Annotated in this window: 17 protein-coding genes; 11 read left to right on the top strand and 6 right to left on the bottom strand. The window is 33.9% G+C overall.

The features are described 5' to 3' along the window. The first annotated feature begins 3 nt into the window (after positions 1–3). A complete protein-coding gene (locus tag LUA90_RS17570; protein WP_231491909.1) occupies positions 4–2,430 on the top strand; it encodes an outer membrane beta-barrel family protein in 2,427 nt (808 codons plus the stop codon). 145 nt (positions 2,431–2,575) lie between these two features. Next, on the top strand, positions 2,576–4,525 hold the full coding sequence (locus LUA90_RS17565) for an amino acid permease (RefSeq protein ID WP_231491907.1): 1,950 nt from the start codon (positions 2,576–2,578) through the stop codon (positions 4,523–4,525). Between the two features lie 35 nt (positions 4,526–4,560). Here LUA90_RS17565 and LUA90_RS17560 read toward each other — a convergent pair whose 3' ends face one another. The 3 genes from LUA90_RS17560 to LUA90_RS17550 form a co-directional block, all read right to left on the bottom strand. Further along, the gene (locus LUA90_RS17560; protein WP_231491905.1) at positions 4,561–6,330 is read right to left on the bottom strand and encodes a mechanosensitive ion channel family protein; all 1,770 of its coding nucleotides are present in this window, start codon (positions 6,328–6,330) and stop codon (positions 4,561–4,563) included. Between the two features lie 3 nt (positions 6,331–6,333). Continuing rightward, positions 6,334–6,636 (bottom strand): hypothetical protein, encoded by a 303-nt coding sequence (locus tag LUA90_RS17555; RefSeq protein ID WP_231463244.1) that lies wholly within the window; start codon positions 6,634–6,636, stop codon positions 6,334–6,336. 364 nt (positions 6,637–7,000) lie between these two features. After that, a complete protein-coding gene (locus LUA90_RS17550) occupies positions 7,001–8,959 on the bottom strand; it encodes a KUP/HAK/KT family potassium transporter (protein WP_231463245.1) in 1,959 nt (652 codons plus the stop codon). A gap of 325 nt (positions 8,960–9,284) precedes the next feature. Between LUA90_RS17550 and LUA90_RS17545 the strand changes: the two genes are divergently transcribed. The 9 genes from LUA90_RS17545 to LUA90_RS17505 all read left to right on the top strand — a co-directional run bounded on the left by LUA90_RS17545 (position 9,285) and on the right by LUA90_RS17505 (position 16,838). Next, positions 9,285–9,758 carry a T9SS type A sorting domain-containing protein gene (locus LUA90_RS17545; RefSeq protein WP_231463247.1) on the top strand — a complete coding sequence of 158 codons (474 nt, stop codon included), beginning with the start codon at positions 9,285–9,287 and terminating at the stop codon, positions 9,756–9,758. A gap of 79 nt (positions 9,759–9,837) precedes the next feature. After that, positions 9,838–10,449, top strand: coding sequence for a fumarylacetoacetate hydrolase family protein (locus tag LUA90_RS17540; RefSeq protein WP_231491903.1), 612 nt, complete (start codon positions 9,838–9,840; stop codon positions 10,447–10,449). A 4-nt stretch (positions 10,450–10,453) separates the two neighbouring features. Beyond that, positions 10,454–12,193 (top strand): M23 family metallopeptidase, encoded by a 1,740-nt coding sequence (locus tag LUA90_RS17535; protein ID WP_231491901.1) that lies wholly within the window; start codon positions 10,454–10,456, stop codon positions 12,191–12,193. A gap of 84 nt (positions 12,194–12,277) precedes the next feature. Then, complete coding sequence (gene bcp / locus LUA90_RS17530) at positions 12,278–12,742, top strand: thioredoxin-dependent thiol peroxidase (RefSeq protein WP_231491900.1); 465 nt, start codon at positions 12,278–12,280, stop codon at positions 12,740–12,742. 56 nt (positions 12,743–12,798) lie between these two features. Then, the gene (locus LUA90_RS17525) at positions 12,799–13,644 is read left to right on the top strand and encodes a transketolase (RefSeq protein ID WP_231463255.1); all 846 of its coding nucleotides are present in this window, start codon (positions 12,799–12,801) and stop codon (positions 13,642–13,644) included. Between the two features lie 89 nt (positions 13,645–13,733). After that, positions 13,734–14,690 (top strand): transketolase family protein, encoded by a 957-nt coding sequence (locus LUA90_RS17520; RefSeq protein ID WP_231491899.1) that lies wholly within the window; start codon positions 13,734–13,736, stop codon positions 14,688–14,690. A 453-nt stretch (positions 14,691–15,143) separates the two neighbouring features. Beyond that, entirely contained in the window at positions 15,144–15,704 is a 561-nt protein-coding gene (locus LUA90_RS17515; RefSeq protein WP_231463259.1) for an RNA polymerase sigma factor, read from the top strand. A gap of 33 nt (positions 15,705–15,737) precedes the next feature. Beyond that, the gene (locus tag LUA90_RS17510) at positions 15,738–16,391 is read left to right on the top strand and encodes a hypothetical protein (RefSeq protein WP_231463261.1); all 654 of its coding nucleotides are present in this window, start codon (positions 15,738–15,740) and stop codon (positions 16,389–16,391) included. A gap of 12 nt (positions 16,392–16,403) precedes the next feature. Further along, positions 16,404–16,838 (top strand): hypothetical protein, encoded by a 435-nt coding sequence (locus LUA90_RS17505; RefSeq protein ID WP_231463263.1) that lies wholly within the window; start codon positions 16,404–16,406, stop codon positions 16,836–16,838. Between the two features lie 54 nt (positions 16,839–16,892). Here the strand turns inward: LUA90_RS17505 and LUA90_RS17500 are convergent, their stop codons facing one another. From LUA90_RS17500 to LUA90_RS17490, 3 genes are read right to left on the bottom strand one after another with little or no spacing between them, the layout of a single operon-like run. Continuing rightward, positions 16,893–19,520: a hypothetical protein gene (locus tag LUA90_RS17500; protein WP_231463265.1), complete on the bottom strand. Its 2,628-nt coding sequence runs from the start codon at positions 19,518–19,520 to the stop codon at positions 16,893–16,895. Continuing rightward, entirely contained in the window at positions 19,520–20,278 is a 759-nt protein-coding gene (locus tag LUA90_RS17495) for a GLPGLI family protein (protein WP_231463266.1), read from the bottom strand. The genes LUA90_RS17500 and LUA90_RS17495 overlap by 1 nt, the downstream gene beginning before the upstream one ends. Beyond that, the gene (locus LUA90_RS17490; protein ID WP_231491898.1) at positions 20,278–21,036 is read right to left on the bottom strand and encodes a GLPGLI family protein; all 759 of its coding nucleotides are present in this window, start codon (positions 21,034–21,036) and stop codon (positions 20,278–20,280) included. The genes LUA90_RS17495 and LUA90_RS17490 overlap by 1 nt, the downstream gene beginning before the upstream one ends. Positions 21,037–21,040: the final 4 nt, after the last annotated feature.

The raw sequence follows: 21,040 nt of genomic DNA, 5'->3' as shown, positions 1-21,040 counted from the left end.
AAGATGAAACAAATCGCTCCATTGTTCATACTTCTATTTATTTCTTACATGCCTGAAATTATAGCTCAAGATAAAAACGGTAAAATTTCAGGTATTTTAATATCTGAAAAAACAAAACCTATTACAGCAAATATTGATCTTAAGAATTTAGCAGACGCAATGTTTACTAAAAGTATTTCCTTAGATAATCAAAGAAAATTTAGTTTTGAAAATTTACCTTATGGAAGTTATTTTATTTCTGTAAATGCAGCTGGCTTCAAACCAATTTCTGAAAAAGTAAACATATCCGCCAATGAGCCATATATTGAAAAAAATTTCAAAATAGAAGAAGTAACAAATGATTTGGGTAGCATTACTATTTTGGGCAAAAAACCCTTCATTGAAAGATTCGCAGATAAAATTATAATGAATGTTGAAAATAGTATTGTTGCAACTGGTAACACTGCACTCGAAGTTTTGTCGAAAATGCCAGGAGTTTTGGTTAATCAGGATGGTGCCATCAGTGTAAGAGGAAAATCTGGTGTTAATATTTTAATTGATGGAAAATCCACATTTCTTTCAAACGAACAGTTGGCAACACGACTGAAATCATTAAGCAGTAGTGAACTTAAATCTATTGAGTTAATTACAAATCCATCATCAAAATATGATGCAGAAGGAAATGCCGGAATAATTAATATCAAGCTTAAAAAGAATGCAGAATTTGGCACAAATGGCAATATAGAACTCGGTTTTGGTTATGGAAAAAATCCTAAAAGCAACTCAGGTATTTCAATCAATCACAGAAATAGAAACTTTAATGTATTTGGTAATTTCGCAAACAATAACAATAAATATCAGGAAGATTTAAGCATTAACCGAATTACAAATGATGGTATTATCAATACCTATTTCCATCAATACAATACTCAGATTCGCTCATCCCACAATAACAATTACAAATTAGGATTAGATTATTTTATCGATAAAAAAAACACAGTTGGTTTTATTTATTCGGGCTATTTTAATAGTGGCCACGAAAGTTCTAACGGTGTTATTGATATTGGTACGAGTCTCAATAAAATTGATTCATCTATCGTTGCCAACAATCCTACATCTAACAAATACCGAAACCAAGCATACAATATTAATTACAAATCTATTATTGATACACTTGGACAAGAGTTCTCTGCAGATTTAGACTATGCGGAATATCTTAGCGAGGAAAACACCGTTTATAATAATAATTTTTCAGATATTAACGGTAACCAATATAAAGCACCATTAACTTTTAGGAATTTAACACCATCGTTAATAAAAATTAAGGCAGCAAAAATTGATTATTCGCTACCAATAAATGCCAATACTAAATTTGAATTGGGGTTAAAAAGTAGTTGGGTAAGTACAGATAATGATTTTAGATTTGAAAATTTAATTGATGCAAAATGGCAAAATGATTTAGCAAGAAGCAATCATTTTATTTACGATGAAAATATAAACGCAGCTTACACTAATCTTAAGAAAAAATTTAAAACAACGAGCATTGAGGTTGGCTTAAGAGTTGAACAAACTAATTCGAAAGGTAATTCCATAAACGAACAAAAGATTGTAAAGAGAAGTTACTTCGACTTTTTCCCCAGTTTTTCGGTCAATCAAGATTTATCAGAAAATAATCAATTAGGTTTTTCTTACAGCAGACGTATAGACAGGCCTGATTATAAATCACTAAATCCGTTTATTTATTTTGTCGATCTATACACCTTTAGTCAGGGAAATCCATTTCTAAACCCACAATACACTAATGCTTTTCAGCTCTCGTATAACTACAAAAAAGAACTTAATGTTTCTTTTGGTTATAGTGTTACTAATAGTTTAATTCTGGATGTTTTACTTCCTAATGATGATCAAAAAACGCTTTATCAAACAGTTTTAAACTTAGATAAACAACTATCTTACGATTTAACAATTGGCTATCCAACACCTATAACCAAATTCTGGAATATGGATAATACGTTTACAACTACGTATAACCAAATTATATCCGCCAATTTAGGTGGAATTGACTATAATAGGAAAAAGATAAATTTAGCAATAAATACAAACCATAGCTTTACCATTACACCCTCAACTTCAGCAGAACTTTCCGGAGAATTTGTTTCAGCTCAAATCTATGGAACCTACGCAATTAAACCTTATTATGGAATCGACTTTGGTTTAAAAAAATCTTTAATCAATAAAAGATTGAATTTAAAATTTGCCATTAACGATGTTTTAAACAGTAGAATAGCAAGAATTAGCAGTGCACTATCAACTTTAAGTTACAATCTAAGCCAGAAACAAGAGAGCAGAATTTTTAGAATAAGCCTAAACTATAGTTTAGGAAGTAATGCTATTAAGGCATCAAGAGAAAGAAAAACAAGTGTGACTGATGAAGAAGGCAGAATAAAATAATTTTTCTCCTTTTAACTATGTTGACTCTTTTCAAATTACAGTCTATAAAACATGACAAAGAATTATCGTTAATAATTTTATACCTTGCTTTAAACGTTTTTAACTGATATTTTTTTAAGTTTGAAGAATACAACAACCAAAACAAATGTTCGAAAAGCTATTCAGAAAGAAATCCATTTCCAAGATATTACAAGATGCGGCAAAAGGCTATGGCGACCATGATAGTTCTTTACATAAAACCCTCGGTGTTCGCGATTTAACAGCTTTTGGTATTGCAGCCATCATTGGTGCGGGTATTTTCAGTACCATTGGTAAAGCCAGTGCTGATGGCGGTCCGGCGGTAATTTTCTTATTCATTTTTACGGCGGTTGCTTGTAGTTTTGCAGCTTTTGCTTATGCAGAATTTGCATCAATGGTTCCGGTTTCTGGTAGCGCATACACATACTCTTACGTTGCTTTTGGCGAATTAGTGGCCTGGATAATCGGTTGGTCGCTAATTATGGAATATTCCATTGGCAACATTACAGTGGCCATTTCCTGGTCTGATTATTTTACCGGATTACTCTCCACCATAAAAATTCCCGCCCTCGGTATAGAAGGCATCCACGTACCCGATTGGATGACAATGGATTACTTAAGTGCTTATAATGGCCACAAACAAGCAGAAGCACTATTAGCTGCAGGCAAAAACCTTGCTGATTTAGATACTGCAACTGCATTGGCCAACAACGCCTGGTTAACTGCACCTCAAATTGGTGGCTTTCATTTAGTGGCTGATATTCCGGCATTGGGTATTATTATCTTAATCACGGGATTAATTTACCGTGGCATGAAGGAAAGCAGAAATGCAAGCAATGCAATGGTTGTTGTTAAGCTTGCTGTTATCCTTTTAGTTCTGGCTGTTGGTATCTTCTACGTTGATACTAAAAACTGGAATCCTTTTGCCCCGAACGGTGTTAGCGGTGTTTTGAAAGGTGTATCGGCAGTGTTTTTTGCTTATATCGGTTTCGATGCAATTTCTACAACCGCAGAAGAATGTAAAAACCCTCAAAGAGATTTACCTCGTGGTATGATGTGGGCAATTATAATTTGTACAATTTTATATGTTGCAATTGCCCTTATCTTAACTGGAATTGTTAAATCTGATACCTTAGCTGTAGGCGACCCGCTAGCTTTCGTTTTCGACCAGATTGATTTGAAATTAATGAGTGGTATAATTGCCGTTAGTGCCGTTTTTGCAATGGCTAGCGTACTTTTAGTATTCCAAATGGGTCAACCTCGTATATGGATGAGCATGAGTCGCGATGGTTTATTGCCAAAATCCTTTTCTAAAATTCATCCAAAATATAAAACACCATCATTTGCAACCATTGTTGTAGGTTTCGTGGTGGCTGTGCCTTCGCTTTTCATGAATTTAACCATCGTTACCGACCTTTGTTCTATCGGAACTTTGTTCGCCTTTGTATTGGTTTGCGCAGGCGTTTTGGTATTACAAAACCGTCCGGATGTGCAACGTGGCAAATTCAAAATACCTTATGTAAACAGCAAATTTATAGTACCTGTTGCATTTGTGGCAGCAATGGTATTCGCTTTTGTACAATATGGCAAAGAAACGAAAGCATTCTTTTTAAATTCACCTAAAACTATCCAAACCGTAAATTTTGTTACTTCATTAAACGGCGATGAATTAAAAATAGTTAAAAGTGAAATTGTAAAAAATGCCGCTCCACAGATTATTTTAAGCGATAAAATTGATGCGGAATCTTACTTAAGCGGATTAACTCCCGATAGATACGAGCAGTTTATTGCCGCATCGAAAATAACCATCGATAAAAAATATGAAAGTGGCTGGAGCCTTTTCAAACACAAAATACCAATGTGGATTTTTCTAATCATCTGCGTGATGATTTGCTATTACTGCATAACTAAAAACCTATCATTAATACCTGTTTTAGGCTTAATTAGCTGCCTTTATATGATGTGTGAGCTTGGAATTTCGAACTGGATTGGTTTTGGCATTTGGCTGGTAATTGGCTTAATTGTGTATTTTGCCTATGGATTTAGAAATAGTAAACTGGCTAGAGAGGTAAATTAATTACCTCAAACTCATTTTCGTGATGGTTATTTATTTTATTCCTTCCTTATTACATTATAATTAGGCGAAATCAAATCAATATCTGCTGCTTTAAACTCTTCCTGTATGTGTTCTAAAAGGCTGCTGTAAATTAAAGCCTGCTTTCCGGCTTCATGCGTATATGCGTTAATTTGGTAAGAAACGTAAAAATCGTTTAGCTTGGTTTGCAGTACAAATGGTTTTGGAATATCCATAACAAATTCTGTTTTTAATGCAGCAGTTATTAGTATTTCATAAGCTTTTTGCCAAGGCACATCGTATCCTAAGGTTACTTCATAGTGAATAATTAATCCATTTTTTTTAGCCTGGCTAGAGTAATTTACGGTACTACTGGAAAGCACCATTGAATTTGGTACGGTTACATCCTCATTTTTAATCGTCCTAATCCGCGTGACTAACATAGTTTTCTCGATTACATCACCTGTTACTTCCCCAATCTTAACCCTATCGCCAATCCTGAAGGGCCTCATATAAGTGATAACCAAGCCTGCTACTATATTAGTTATGGCACTTGATGAACCTAAAGAGATTAATATACCCAAGAATACAGATACACCTTGAAATGCAGCCGACCCTGAACCCGGAAGATAAGGGAAGATGATAACGAGCATGAAGGCGTAAAGTATAAACCTTAATATATTAAACGTTGGAATCGCCCACTCGGCATGGAAACCATTAATTTGAATATTGCTGCGTTTAACTTCGTAAAAAAAGTATCTAATTGCTTTGAGCGTAAACTTGAAGATGAAATAGATGACTAAAATCGTAAAGAGATTAGGCATATAAGCGAAAATACTATTGAGGGCTATTCTTAAAGGTCCTAAAATCCAATTTAGTAAGGTACTCGTCCAGCTTTCAGTTTCTGGAAAAACGCTAAATAATAATGGCAATGATAGATAAATAAGAAGCAAGGTTACCAATAACCTAACAGCGCTGTTAATCTTTAAAAAGATAAGTTCAAGATCGCTTGCTGGTACAACTTTAACTGTACCAAGCTTTAAGCCAGCCTTAATTTTTTGTGTACGGTTGATGATGTATTTGCGGCTTTGCCTGAAAATCCAATTGATGAAAGCCACCATAATAATCAGTAAAGCAATTATTAGTACAACTAAACCTATTCTTTTTGCCCAATTTAACAAACTATGAGATTCTCTTTCCGCTTGTACAGTAGTTTTAATTTCCTTAAGATATTTTTCTGCCAATTTTGCATTTGTTGTTCCAAACCATAACCCATCAAGGTTGGAAACGGTCATAATAATTTCCTGGTTTTTGTAAACTATATCAAAATTATCTGTAGAGGATTTTATCTTCAAAGAGTCTTGCGAATAAAAAGCATCATGATAAAGCGTATTTATCTTTTTTGAGATTCCTGCTGCACGCTCCATTGCACTAAAAGAGCCTGTTCGGGTATATATGTTAAATAGTGTATCGGCATTTAGTATTACAGGATAACCTTTGGCATGCGCTTTTAATTTTTTGATTTCTTCTGCCTGCTCAATGCTCCTTATTGAATCGCTTACTGCAATGCTCCGAAGCTTATCTTCAAGCATTTTAGTTTTTGATTTATCGCCAACTGCACTTTTTAATTGTTCTTCTAATTGAATTTTAACTAAAGAATCGATTTGCTTTTGCTGCTGATCTTTAATCAACTTTACCTCATTTATAGCGAGAGTTTGTTTGCTAATCGTATCAGCATTTAATTGGGCAAATACATTTGAAGAATAACTAAAAATTAAAAGAAGAAAGACTAATTTTTTGGTGAGCATTTTTTAAATATCGATTAACTGAGTTGTTTGATTTTCAATGGGTTTTTCATATTGACTTAACGCATCAACTGTAATAATCAGTATTCCACTAAGCGCCAACAATATACCAATTCTTTGAAGCGCATTTTCCGATCTTTTAGAAAACGAGGTTCTATCAGTTGTTACAAATTTAGAAATTCCCTGAACCTGTCTTTTTAAAAGTTGACGCCTTAAAACTAAAGCAAACAGCATAAAGCCGAATAAAATCATTAAAATTCCAATAAACTGTATTTGAGTAAAATTACTAAGTGTTGTGTCATTTATCATATAATATCGACAAATAAATAGCTGTAATGTTTTATTAGATAAAGTTTAGATGATGGTGATACATACAAATTGTGATAAATCATTATTGTAACGTTACCATAAAGATTGCCTGCCTCCTGTAAGCAGTACTTACTTTATGCTTCAAATATTTTTTAATAAAAAAAGTCTCTTAATGATTGAACATTAAGAGACTTGCGATAAAGTATTTTTTTATTTCTTCTTCACAAATGCCATAATCGTAATGGTTGCCAAGCCAACAAATGATGCTATCATGTAAACATCAGAATTGTTCCATTTGAGGATTTTTGCGATAGGCCCCAAAATAAACAGACAAATTGCCCCGATTAACAAAAATTTCCGCATGCTAAACTGGTAGTCTGTGTAATTCGATATCGTCTGGCGTAACAAAAATTAAAGGAACTTTTTCTACATCAACATAACTGCTATCCAAACCAAAACTTCGCTCTTCTGATAAACTTAACTTTTTGAGAATGAAGTAGTAATCCATTATCTGACGTTCATAAAAACTCAATTTCGTAAACTTAGATAAGTGTTTTTCTAACAACACAAACCTGAAATCGCCCGTAATTTTATGTTTATTTAATGATGTATATTGACTGGTGATGTCAATTTCGCCATTTTTCACCAACTCTTCTACAACTTTACGATAAAGCAGGTTTACGCGTTGTTCTATGCGGAAGCCTAATCTAAAATCGATACGTATCAGTTTGCCTGGGATTAAAAACTCCACCTTGTAATCTAAAGTATAAGGTTCATCCATTACATCTACGTGAACCAGCCAATACACATCGGCACGTTTTGGTTCCTTTTGAATTATTGAATATATAATCTTCGATTCGATTTCCGTTTTGAAGTTTGCACTGGTTAAATAAACCAATTGCGACGAATATTTTGGAACAGATTCATCGCTGCTCAACTCGCTTAAAATTTGATAATAATCTTCAATTTCTACGTATTTAACAAAGCGGTTTTTGATTTTTCTTGCTATAAACCAACTCCACATAACGGTAAATAACAAAGAGCCAATAATTACTGTTACCCAACCGCCGTGTAAAAATTTAGTTAAATTACTGATTAAGAATGTACCTTCTATAATCACATAAGTGAAAAAGAATGTTGCTATTAAATACTTTGGAAAACGCCTGCTACGCAAATAAAAACTAACCAAAATGGTTGTCATTAACATTGCAATGGTAATTGATAAACCATAGGCAGCATCCATTTTTTCTGCTTTTTGAAAAAGAAAAACGATACCGCAGCAACCAATCCAAAGCATCCAGTTTATGGATGGAACATAAAGCTGGCCTTTAGAAACTGATGGATAAACGATTTTTATTTTTGGCCAAAGGTTTAAACGAACGGCTTCAGCAATAAGTGTAAATGAGCCGCTAATTAAGGCCTGACTTGCAATAACCGCAGCCATAGTTGCCAAAATAACCATTGGCACCTGAAATTGGTCGGGCACAATTTGAAAGAAAGGGTTCATTTTAGCACCTGGAATATAGGTTTGGCTGTTTTGCAAAATCCAAACGCCTTGACCTAAATAGTTTAATATTAAGGTAAGTTTTACAAAAATCCAGCTTATGCGAATGTTGTTCCTTCCGCAGTGACCTAAATCAGAATATAAGGCCTCTGCTCCTGTTGTACATAAAAACACACCACCAAGAATAAGAAAAGCGAGTTTGTTAGTTACAAGTAAATGAATAGCATAATAGGGATTAAAAGCTTTTAAAATGCTTAAATCTTTTACAATAAAAGAAAGTCCTAAAACACCTAAAACGGCAAACCAAACAAACATTACAGGGCCGAAAAGTTTACCTACCAAATTTGTTCCGAATTGCTGTATAATAAAAAGAATCGTTAAAATGGTTAAAACGATTGGAATTACAGGCACATCAAATTTATTTGTTAAGCCTTCAATGGCTGATGTTACGGTAATACTAGGTGTAATTATACCATCGGCAAGTAAAGCGCAGCCACCAACAACAGCAGGCACAACGAGCCATTTTGCCTTTTTTCTAACCAAAGAGAAGAGTGAAAATATTCCGCCCTCACCTTTGTTATCAGCCCTTAATGTTATAATAACATATTTAATAGTGGTTTGTAGCGTTAATGTCCAGATGATACAAGATAATACACCTAAAACATTGGTTGGATTAATATCCTGTTTACCGCCTAATATTGTCGTGAAAATCGCGTTTAGCGTATATAAGGGTGAAGTACCGATATCGCCAAAAACGATACCCAAACTAATTAAAACCCCACCGGCAGTTAGCGCATTTACATTTTTATGATTTGACACTTCGATATATTTTTAGTGCGGCAAAAGTAAACTAACTATAACAATTTAACAACCAATTTATTGTGTATTTTCAACACTAATAAAACTGATGGCATCAACAACAAGAAAAAAACGTTTAAGGCACCGCTAAAACGTTTTTGTTAAATTTTAGAATTATCTGATACGTAAAAAAACAAAATTTATTGTTAAATTGTGTTAAATTAATATGTTTAATTAAAATGTTTAATTTCTTTGTATTAAATTAATACATTTGCTATACAATTTGATGAAACTCTACCCAAAGATAATGCTTCTCTTAAATATTACATGCATAACATGTATGCTAATGTTTTGTGGCATTAATTCTTGGGCTCAACAATCAGATAGCACTCGTTTTAGTCTAAAAACAAGGCCAAAACCCTCAAGTAAAATCCCCGAAATAAAAGCCAATATTCAGCCGTATAAACCGCTTTACAATCATGTTACCAGCAGCACAAGTATGTTCGATGCCTACTCCGGCACTAATACTAAAACTGTAAGTGCATCTCCAAAAGATAAACTTTTAACCATTGTAAAAATTTACCCTAACCCGGTAGAAGACCAATTGAATATTATTTTATCGTTGAATAAAGACACCCAGGTTACCATTAAAATTATAGATTTATTAGGTAATGAAGTTGTAACCCTTGCAAACGAACGTTTTACCTCGGGCGAGCAAACTAAAAGTTTTATTGTACCAAGCAGGCTCAATGCCGGCATCTATTTTTTAAGGGTTGTAGCGGGTGCAGAATATCAGGTAAAACGAATCTCAGTTTTATAACACCAATATCTTTTCTATTTTTGAGTGATTCAGGAGGTTTATTCAGAACCTCAATTCTATTATCTCAAATTAATTAAGAATGAAAGTTATCGCCATTGGCCGAAATTATGCCGAACACGCAAAAGAATTAAATAATCCGGTTCCACTAACGCCAGTAATATTCTTAAAACCCGATACTGCTGTTTTAAAAGACAACAAACCCTTCTATCATCCGGATTTTTCTGATGATGTGCATTACGAATTAGAAATTGTTTTAAAAGTTTGTAAAGAAGGCAAGCATATCGCCGAGAAATTTGCATCAACCTATTACGATGAAATTGGCTTGGGTATTGATTTTACTGCAAGGGATATTCAAAGTAAACATAAAGAAAAAGGCCTGCCGTGGGAACTTGCTAAAGCTTTTGATAACTCTGCACCGGTAAGTATATTTCTACCAAAAACAGATTATGAGGATTTATACAATTTAAATTTCGAACTCCAGCTAAATGGTGTAACGAAACAAAAAGGATGTACTAAAGATCTTTTATTCTCGTTCGAAAAAATAATAAGCTTTGTATCGCAATACATTACTTTAAAAAAAGGCGACCTTATTTTTACAGGTACGCCGCAAGGTGTAGGCAAAGTTAATAAAGGCGATAAATTGGAAGCCTGGCTAGAAGGAAAACAACTTTTAAATTTTGAGGTTAAATAAAGAGATGTACATTATAAAGGCAATTAAAAACAAATCGATATCAGCCGCTCTAATTTTTACATTTTCAACATCAGGCAGTTCAGTTTACGCACAACAAATTTTTAGCAATAATAAATATCCCTTAACCTATTTCAGGCAGCCCTTAGATATTGTTCCACCAGCATTAGCGGGTTCTTTCGGCGAGATAAGGGGGAATCACTTTCATTCTGGCATCGATTTTAGAACCAACCAACGTGAAGGTTATCCGGTTTACGCAGTAGCTGATGGCTACGTATCCAGGTTACGCGTACAAAATAGTGGTTTCGGGCAAGCAATCTACATTAACCACCCAAATGGTTTCACCTCTGTTTATGGACATGTGCAACGCTTTGCTCCAAAAATTGCATCAATTGTAAAAAACTTAGAATACGAAAAGAAATCTTTCGAGCTGGATGAATTTCCAGATCAAATGCTCATTCCGGTACGTAAAGGTGAAGTTATTGCGTGGTCGGGTAACCGCGGCAGTTCTGGTGGCCCACACTTACACTTCGAAATTAGAGATAGCAAAACTGAGGAAACGATTAATCCGCAGTTTTTTGGAATTGATATTCCGGATAATATTCCGCCCGTAATTTACAGTTTATATGCCTATAAATTAAACGGAAAGCCATTTAGCGAAGCCACAGCGAAACAAGCTATTGCCATTAGTGGTAGCAATGGCGTTTACAAGGCTGCTGCCCCGGTGAGTTTAACTGGCGAGATTGGTTTCGGTGTGGTTACAACCGATAGGCACAATGGTTTATCAGGTTTGAACGGCGTTTATTCTATCCAGTTAGAGCTTGATGGAAAAATGATTTATACCTCTGCTTTGGAAAGGTTTGCCTTTGAAGACAGCAAGGCAATTAATTCCCACATCGACTATCCAGTTTTTCTGAATACCAAAAGAAGCATTCAAAAAAGCTTTGTAGAGCCTGGAAATCCATTAACCATCTACAGTAATTTGATAAACAGTGGTAAAATAAATTTTGTAGACGGAGAAATTCATCAACTTCGTTACATCATAACCGATTCTAAAGGAAATGCTTCAACGCTGGCATTTTCAGTTCAGGCAGGTTCCGCCGCTGCTATTGTCACAACTATTCCATCAGGTATCGTTTTTGGTTTTAATAAAATTAATGAGTTTAGTAATGATGAAATAAAAGCAGTTTTCCCGATAGGCACATTATATAGTGATTTAAATTTCATTTATAAAAAAACACCAAAACCTTCTGGTAATGCTTTTTCAAATATCCATCAAATTCATAACCGCTACACACCATTGCACACTGGCTTTGAGCTTTCTATAAAAGCTGATAATTTACCCGCTGATTTAAGAGAAAAAGCGCTTATAATTAGTACCGGTGGTTCATCGCAAGGAGGCACTTTTGTTAATGGATTTATAAAAGCTAACCCAAAAACTTTTGGCAGTTTTTACATTGCTGTTGATACCATTGCGCCACGCATTTTCCCTACTAACATTTCCGAAGGAAAGAACATGGCAGGTCTCTCAAAAATATTATTCAAAATCAGCGATAATCTATCCGGTTTAAAAAGCTTTAATGGCTACATAGATGGCAAATGGGTTTTAATGGAATTTGATGCAAAAACTGCAACCTTGTGGCATAGCTTTGATGATAGAACAACGGCGGGAAAGCATACGCTCGAACTAGTGGTAGATGATGTTAAAAACAACATCAAACGTTACTCTGTGTCATTTTTTAGGTAGCAATTATTATTTGCATCAACCTAATCCACTATTCGTTGTTATATTACTAAATTGCATTATCATACAATCAATGATTTAAAAAACATGGCAGAATTAAAAGAAGGTGATACCGCACCGGCAATCACTTCAAAAAATGAAAAAGGCGAACAGGTTTCTTTAAGTGATTTTAAAGGTAAAACTGTTGTTTTATATTTTTACCCAAAAGATGATACACCAGGTTGCACTGCAGAAGCCTGCGATTTTAGAGATAATTATCAAGGCTTGCTGGCAAAAGATATTGTTGTACTTGGCGTTAGTGTTGATGATGAAAAATCTCACCAGAAATTTATAACTAAACATAGTTTGCCTTTTACCTTACTTGCAGATACCGACCAGAAAATTGTAAATGATTATGGTGTTTGGGCAGAAAAAAATATGTACGGTAAGAAATATATGGGCACCGTTCGTACAACATTTATTATAGATGGAGAGGGGAAAATTTTGCACATTATTAAAAAGGTTGACACTAAAAATGCAACTCAACAAGTACTAGATTTAATCAATAACTAATTATAATATAGCAGGTAAAATATTACCTTTGTTATGTAACAACAACCTCATATTTAATGAAACATACAATTAAAGAGCTTGAAGATATTGCCTCGCAAATCAGACGAGATATCGTAAGAATGGTTCACGGATGTCAATCTGGCCACCCGGGTGCATCACTTGGATGTACAGATTTTTTTACTGCTTTATACTTCGAAGTTTTAAACCACAAAACAGATTTTACGATGGAAGGCCGCGGAGAAGATTTATTCTTCTTATCTAATGGCCACATCTCTCCGGTTTGGTATAGTACACTTGCACATGCAGGTTATTTTGATAAAAGTGAATTAGCAACTTTCCGTAAGCTAGATTCAAGGTTACAAGGCCATCCAACTACGCACGAGCATTTACCAGGTATCCGTATTGCTTCGGGCTCGTTAGGTCAGGGTTTATCAGTTGCCATTGGTGCTGCATTAGCCAAAAAATTAAATGGCGATAAAGGTTATATTTTTGCTTTGCTAGGTGATGGAGAATTACAAGAAGGCCAAAACTGGGAAGCTGCAATGTTTGCCCCATTTAATAAAGTAGATCATTTAATTGCTTCAGTTGATTATAATGGTCAGCAAATTGATGGACCAACAAGCAAAGTATTGGCTTTAGATGATTTACAGGCAAAATTTGAAGCTTTTGGATGGCATGTAATTAATACCGATGGTAACGATATGCAAGCTATTGTAGAAGGTTTACATTATGCAAAAACCTTAACAGGAAAAGGTAAACCAATCTTAAACCTAATGAGTACGCAAATGGGTGCTGGTGTAGATTATATGATGGGTACCCACAAATGGCATGGTACAGCGCCAAATGATGAGCAATTAGCCGCAGCCTTAGCGCAATTACCAGAAACATTGGGAGATTATTAAAGTTGAAAGTTTAGCGTTTAAAGTTTAAAGCTAAAAGGCAGAAGCTTAAAACGAAAAGCAGAAAACGACAAACAAAAAATTAAGAAATCGTGAAAAAATACACATATACAGAAAAAAAAGATACACGTTCGGGTTTTGGAGCTGGCTTACATGAAGCTGGAAAGAAAAACGAAAACGTAGTTGCGCTATGTGCCGATTTAGTAGGCTCATTAAAAATGGATGCTTTTATTAAAGATTTTCCTGAGCGTTTTACTCAGGTTGGTATTGCAGAAGCAAACATGATTGGTATTGCTGCCGGTATGACGATTGGTGGTAAAATTCCATTCACAGGTACATTTGCCAACTTTTCTACAGGTCGTGTGTACGATCAAATTCGCCAGTCTGTAGCTTATTCAAACAAAAACGTTAAAATTTGTGCATCACACGCCGGCCTAACTTTAGGCGAAGATGGTGCAACACACCAAATTTTAGAAGATATTGGCTTAATGAAAATGTTGCCAGGCATGGTGGTTATCAATCCTTGCGATTATAACCAGACTAAAGCCGCAACAATTGCAATTGCAGAATACGAAGGCCCGGTTTACTTACGTTTCGGTCGCCCGGTAATACCTGTGTTTACAGACCCTGACCAAAAATTTGAAATTGGCAAAGCCTGGATGGTTAATGAAGGTACTGATGTGACCATTATTGCCACCGGCCACATGGTTTGGAAAGCAATTGAGGCTGGCGAGAAACTGGCTGAGCTTGGCATTGATGCGGAGATTATAAACATCCATACGATTAAGCCTTTGGATGACGAAGCAATTCTAAAATCTGTTAAGAAAACGGGTTGCGTAGTTACCTGCGAAGAGCATAACAAATTTGGTGGTTTAGGCGAAAGTGTTGCCCGTTTGTTAACTACAGAGTTGCCAACTCCGCAAGAATTTGTAGCCACAAATGATACATTTGGCGAAAGTGGAACGCCAGACCAGTTAATGTCGAAATATGGCTTAGATGCAGTGAATATTGTAGAAGCTGTACAAAAAGTAATCAGCAGAAAGAAATAAATTAAAACCGACGCCCACTATTATAGTACCGGGCGTCGATTTTTTTTGAAACGGACATGCAGCACTGTTTGGCAACTTTAGTCCCGCCATTCGCTTTAGTCCCGATGAAAAATCGGGAGCTGCCGCTGCTGTCGGGTTTAGAAACAATAATTCTGCACAAAAGGAATTAGCGGGTGGCACTTTTGTTTTTCGTCTACAAAAAAGGTATTCGACAGGCTCAGACTGACAACGGTTTCCTTAAATCAGGGACATTAGAAGTAGGAATTTGAGAACCGAACCACAGTAAATAAACCTGATTGAAGTGAAAAGCCCGCAATCCCGATTTTTCTCGGGAGCGGACTTGTAACGTAAAGCAGGACTGCATTAACCGAAGAAATATAAACGTTCATTTTCTAAAATATTGAACAGTTATTTAATGGCATTTTAAAAAATCAGACCATCAAAATCTAATTAATGAAACAAGTTGAAGATTCGGAAATTCTTGCCATGTTTGCTGTTGAGCGGACTCGAAATGAAGCCTTCAACTTATTATTAAAGAAATATCAGCAAAAAATTTACTGGCACATCCGCAGGTTGGTACTCAATCATGATGATTGTGATGATTTAATTCAGGAAGTTTTTGTTAAGGTTTGGAAAAACCTGGATAAGTTTAGAAGCGACTCTCAGCTTTATACTTGGATTTATCGCATCGCCACAAATGAATCTATTACTTTTTTAAATAAGCAGAAGCTAAAAAACAATACACCGTTAGATGAAGTTTCATCAGAACTAGCGGACAATTTAGTGGCTTCATCGTATTTTAACGGCGATAAACTAGAATTAAAATTGCAAAAGGCAATTTTAACATTACCAGAAAAGCAGAGAATAATCTTTAATATGAAATACTTTGATGATATGAAATATGAAGAAATTTCTGAAGTGCTTGGAACATCAGTTGGGGCTTTGAAGGCATCATTTCATATCGCAGCAAAAAAAATTGAGGCTTTTATTACAAATGATGAGATTGACTATTAAACCTTTTCACATTTTTTGTATCATATAACAGTGATGAATGATAATTTAGAAAATAACGATTGGATTAAAGAAGCGCCTACCCTCGCCACTATGGTTAAGCGTAATCCTTTTGTAGTTCCTCAAGGATATTTCGACAATTGTGAACAAGATGTTTTGAACCAGGTTTTTTTAGATAAGCTTAAGCAACAAACGACTAGTAACGTTTTTGAAGTTCCGGCAAATTATTTCGAAGAGTTAACTGAAATGATTGAAACCAGAATTGCTTTAGATGAAATAAATTTACCAATTAAGGGTTTTGCAGTTCCGGAAAATTACTTTGATACGCTACAAAGTAGAATTAATAGTAAAATAATAGCAGAGGAAACAAAACCGAAGGAAGCGATGGTAATTCCTTTATGGAAAAAAGGATTTGTTAAGTATGCAAGCGCTGCCTGTTTTGTGCTGATGGCATCGTTTGGTGTATATTTTTATCAAAATCAAAATATAGAAACTGCAAACACTGCCCAATTACAATCTGCTGAGATGGCAAATGAAGCAATGCTTTATGATATTGATGAAAGCACCATTATTGAGCATGTTGAAGCGCAAAATACCGCACAAAAAACAAATGTTTCTGCCTCAGATACAGAAATGGAAAACTACATACTGAGCAATTATACTTCAACAGATTTAGCTCAGGAATTATAAAACTAATATAAAATGAAGAATTTATTTTTTGCAGCTTTAATGTTAATGTTACCCTCGATACTTTGGGCACAGAGACCTCGGGGTGAAGAAATAGAATCGTTAAAGATTGCCTTTTTTACTAAAAAGTTAGATTTATCGGCTGATGAGGCTAAAGTGTTTTGGCCAATTTATAACAACATGCAGGCAGAACAAAATACACTACGTAAAGAGCGTTTTCAAAAAATGATTTCTTTTAGAAAAGTGGATGAGATTGATAATTTAAGTGATGCACAGGTTCAAAGTTTAATTACCAGTGAATTCGATTTTCGCCAAAGGGATTTAAACTTAGAAAAAAAATATTATTACAAATTAAAATCGGCCTTGCCAATTAAAACAGTTGGTAAATACTACAGAGCTCAGGAAGCATTTAAACGAGAGTTGCTGAATAGATTTAGAGATAAACAGTAATAAAAAAGTCTTGCATGATTAAAATGCAAGACTTTTTTGTTATAAAGCGTTGATTTACTTTATAGACATAGCTACATTTAGCATTACGTATCTTCCCATTACAGTTGAAGCATAACTCGAAGAAGAGGTTTCACTAATGTTTGCATTAGTAAATGCTTTTATATTGGCTAAATTCTTCCCTTGCAAACTATATATAAAATTTCCCTTTTGTGGATTATATTGAACTTCGGTATCAACCACATTAAAACTTTGGTTGTTAATTTTGTACAAATTATAGGAAGATGTATTAAATATTCTTTGGCTAATTTTATATCTATATTCCAAAGCATATTTATACATGTTATTCGTCGCAATTAAATTGCCTTCCCTTTTTGTATTGCTAAGTACAAATTCTGTGCTTGCACCAAAGTTAATCGGCAAATTAAAACCAGTGTTAATTTTAAAACTTAGAGCTTGATTAAGCGAGGTACATTTGCTAACTCCACTACCAAGTTGAGCATAATAATTTGTGATTGATGGAGCATAAGTTGCGGTAACATTTAAACTGAGCAAGGGAACGAATTTTTTAGCGTTCAGATTTCCACCAAAAGTACTAATGCCGTTGTAGGGCTGTTTTTCTGAGTAATTTAGACTGTTGTTAAAAAAGTTAGTGTATAAAAATCCATACTTACTGTAACTTCCATTTATTGAAGCATTTAAATTAAAATAGCTATTTCCAAAATCGTTAAAGCCATAGTTTATCACCATAGAATGGGTGTTATAATTGTAAAAATTGCTCAAACCACTATTAAAATTCCTGATGCCCGTAAGAATATAATTTTCGTAATATTCTATAGGCTGAGGATTGGTATTTCTATATCCGTAAGAAAAAAATAAATTGTGAACTTGATTAAACTTATAAGCAAAAGACAGAACTGGTTCTAAAATTATATAGGTACTATCTTTACCCAGGTTGTTCAACAACTGTAAAGTAGATTTCAACTGTGCGGTAACTTTTATTGTTTGGTTATCATAAACATATTTTGATGTAAAATAGGTTTGATTGAGATTAAACAAACTGCTATTTACATAGTTACTGCCAACTGAATTACCATTTTCATTAAGCAGATTTGAATTTAGGTTTAACCTATTTAGCTCATTACCAATATTAAAATATAAAAAACTGCTATTGTATCTCTTAAGAGCCTCTGCATCTAATTTTAACTTGAAATTAATGTTTTTAACTTCTTGAAGCAGGCGGTTTGAATTATTAAAAATTGATATTGTATTGTATAAATTTGAGTTTACATAATAATTCTGATTTACATCATCGGCCAGAATTTTTGCAGAAAATAAATAGGCGCTGCGTTTGTTCTGCTTTACCGTATATTTTAAGAATCCATTAAAGGTTTTATTGGTATCGTATTGATATTGTAAAACGCTATCTCCAACAATTTTATTAAATGTTGAGAATGCGGTGCTGTTAAAGTATTTTGGTTCTTGCTTGTAAGAAAATTTTGAAGTTAAACGGGCATTACTTTTTACCAAATAATCTACATTAAAATCTGCCTTAAAAGTTTTATTCAAATTGCTTCTGCTATCATTAGCTGCTGTTGAAGCTATTGTAGGACCGAAATATAAATTTTGCTGGGCTGTTTCGCCAAATAATTTATTTCTCGCATAAAATAAAGCATAACTTATTTTAAATTTATCGCTCAGTCTGCTTATAGCATTTAAGCTTCCTTGTGAGGTATGCCCTATTGCGCTTAACTTGTCATCAAATGGGTTAATTGCATTAACCTCATTTCTTATTATCCTATTATTGCCGGTAAAAACTCGGTTTTCATCAACCAAATCTAAAAGGTTATTATTCGATTGATTACTTACGTTGTTATGGTTGCCAAATGCAAAAGCCTTGGTTTTGTTAATAAAAGAAATAAGATTGGTAGATATCTCTCTCCTATCTATTGTTCCAAGGCCTGCATCAATGCTGCCCAAAATCTTTTTGGCTTTCTTATCTTTAATTTTCAGATTTAATACAATATCATCACTATTGATAATTCCTTTGAGGAGGTCATCTTCTACGTAATGATCTAAAGCCTGTACTTCTTCAACCAATTCGGGCTTTAAGTTTTTGGTTATCGCTTTGTATCCTTCGCCTGTTAAATCATCACCTTCTAATAAAACCTTACTAATTTTTTTACCTTTAAAGAATATAGTGCCGTCTTTATTCACTTCCATTCCGGGCATCTTTTTAATCACACTTTCCAGGTTTCTATCATCAGGGCTTGTAAATTGTTTAACGTTGTATTTCGTGGTATCGTTATCAACCGTAACCGCCGGCGGTGCCTTTATATAAATTTCATCAAGCTGCTTTTTATCTTCCGATAAGTCAAAATTGTGCTTAAATTCCTTATTTAAATCACTTCTGTTTAAAACCAATGTATCTCGCTTATAACCTATGTGCGACACGATTACAATAAATTTGTTAGATTGACTCAAAGCCCCAATTAACTCATATTTGCCATCTTCATCAGAAAAACCATAAAACAATAGCTCTTCCTCCGGAAAAGTTTTTAATTGTACAGAAGCCGAAGAAAGCTGCTGACCACCAGATTTTACAGAACCGCTAATTTTGGTAGTTTGAGCAACGCTACTAAAAGCGAAAAGAACGATAAAACAAGAAATAATAATTCTAAGCATTAAAACTTCTCTTGTTTTTCGGGTAAGGTTATGGTACTTCTACCAGTTCCTCCCATAGCATCAGTTGTAACGATTTTGCTCATTACTTTATAATCAGCTACTTTTTTGTTGTAAATTTCAATAAATTCAGCATGGGTATATAACCTTTCCTTTTCATATTCTAAAGGAATGTTAAATAAATTTTTATCAAATGAAGATTTTAAATCAATGCCGGTAAGTTCATAAACAAATTTATTTTCACTGTCGCTAACCTGAAGAATTAAACCTGGCAACCCCCCAAATTTCCATGGACCAAACCGCAGTGGAATGCTTTCGGCAAACCAAGCCGTGTAAATTCTACCCCGAAAATTAACAGTTGCTTTGGTACAATTATAGTTAAGAATTTTTTTATGTTCTTTTGTTATATTCCATTTAAAATTATTTAGCGAATCATCAATCAAAAAATATTTAGGACCAATATTCTCTGCCAATTTTAAGGTGTTCAATTTTAAATTTTTAAGTACAAAATGCTGCCTTTTATATTGTGAAACTTTTACTTCCCTTATTTCTGTTTCAGAAATTTGCTCTGATGAAGAAAATATTTTTTTTGGAATATAATATTCCATCGATTTACTACCATCTATATAAATAATCTTGTTTAGTTCATTCATACCAATTTGCGATTGAACTGAATATTTATAAGTTAAAGTTGCTGTAGTTTGTGCAAATGAAACAGTAGGTATGATTAATATTGCTACAAATAAATAGATTGTTTTCATTAAAATTTTTCTTTTTGTTCTGACATTTCAATTTTGCTTGTGCTATTATTTGTCGTCTGAGATCTTGAATATTTTATTAGATGTTTTTTGGTCCTTTCATATGCATCTATATATTCCTTATGCGATATTAATTTGTTACTGGTTTCATTAAAATAGCTAGTTAGTGTTAATCGCTCATCATTTATTTCTGTTCCTAAAACTATACCTGTAAGTTCATAATGATAAATTAACCTATCATCATATACACAAATTATCAAACCTGGTAAGCCGCAAAATTTCCAAGGACCATTAGAAATTGGAATTTCATCTGCGAACCAAGCAATATAATTACGACCTCTAAAGTTTGTTATAGCTTTAGTACAATTATACTTTAGTATCATTTTTTTCTCATTTGTAATCTTCCAATTAAAATTATTCAAAGTATCTTCTATCAAATATTTTTTGATAAAAAATTGATCAGATAAAATTAATCTCTTTTGTGAAAAATTTTTGTAAAGAAATGGGCGCTTCCCCTTATCAGGAACAGTAATATTAATCTGACTGTGGCTGTCATCAATCTGTTTTAATTCGGTATTATGTTTTACCAGTGGAAGTATTTCTTCTAAAGATTTATTTTTATTGAATAATACCCTTAACTGAAGTTTGTTGATGGTTAAACTATCATAGTTAATTGTATAGCTATAATTTAATATCCCAGATTGAGCATTGCTAATGATAGGTGTAAATAAAAAAAACACATATACGATTGATTTAATCATATTA

Source organism: Pedobacter sp. Leaf170 (genome assembly GCF_920984665.1).
Classification (GTDB): Bacteria; Bacteroidota; Bacteroidia; order Sphingobacteriales; family Sphingobacteriaceae; genus Pedobacter.
This window is presented reverse-complemented; position numbering and strand designations above follow the sequence as displayed.

Bases quoted from the DNA above. Each gene is read 5' to 3' on its own strand.
- LUA90_RS17570 (WP_231491909.1), top strand. From the start codon at position 4: ATGAAACAAATCGCTCCATTGTTCATACTTCTATTTATTTCTTACATG.
- LUA90_RS17565 (WP_231491907.1), top strand. From the start codon at position 2,576: ATGTTCGAAAAGCTATTCAGAAAGAAATCCATTTCCAAGATATTACAA.
- LUA90_RS17560 (WP_231491905.1), bottom strand. From the start codon at position 6,330: ATGCTCACCAAAAAATTAGTCTTTCTTCTTTTAATTTTTAGTTATTCT.
- LUA90_RS17555 (WP_231463244.1), bottom strand. From the start codon at position 6,636: ATGATAAATGACACAACACTTAGTAATTTTACTCAAATACAGTTTATT.
- LUA90_RS17545 (WP_231463247.1), top strand. From the start codon at position 9,285: ATGTTTTGTGGCATTAATTCTTGGGCTCAACAATCAGATAGCACTCGT.
- LUA90_RS17540 (WP_231491903.1), top strand. From the start codon at position 9,838: ATGAAAGTTATCGCCATTGGCCGAAATTATGCCGAACACGCAAAAGAA.
- LUA90_RS17535 (WP_231491901.1), top strand. From the start codon at position 10,454: ATGTACATTATAAAGGCAATTAAAAACAAATCGATATCAGCCGCTCTA.
- bcp (WP_231491900.1), top strand. From the start codon at position 12,278: ATGGCAGAATTAAAAGAAGGTGATACCGCACCGGCAATCACTTCAAAA.
- LUA90_RS17525 (WP_231463255.1), top strand. From the start codon at position 12,799: ATGAAACATACAATTAAAGAGCTTGAAGATATTGCCTCGCAAATCAGA.
- LUA90_RS17515 (WP_231463259.1), top strand. From the start codon at position 15,144: ATGAAACAAGTTGAAGATTCGGAAATTCTTGCCATGTTTGCTGTTGAG.
- LUA90_RS17510 (WP_231463261.1), top strand. From the start codon at position 15,738: ATGAATGATAATTTAGAAAATAACGATTGGATTAAAGAAGCGCCTACC.
- LUA90_RS17505 (WP_231463263.1), top strand. From the start codon at position 16,404: ATGAAGAATTTATTTTTTGCAGCTTTAATGTTAATGTTACCCTCGATA.
- LUA90_RS17500 (WP_231463265.1), bottom strand. From the start codon at position 19,520: ATGCTTAGAATTATTATTTCTTGTTTTATCGTTCTTTTCGCTTTTAGT.
- LUA90_RS17495 (WP_231463266.1), bottom strand. From the start codon at position 20,278: ATGAAAACAATCTATTTATTTGTAGCAATATTAATCATACCTACTGTT.
- LUA90_RS17490 (WP_231491898.1), bottom strand. From the start codon at position 21,036: ATGATTAAATCAATCGTATATGTGTTTTTTTTATTTACACCTATCATT.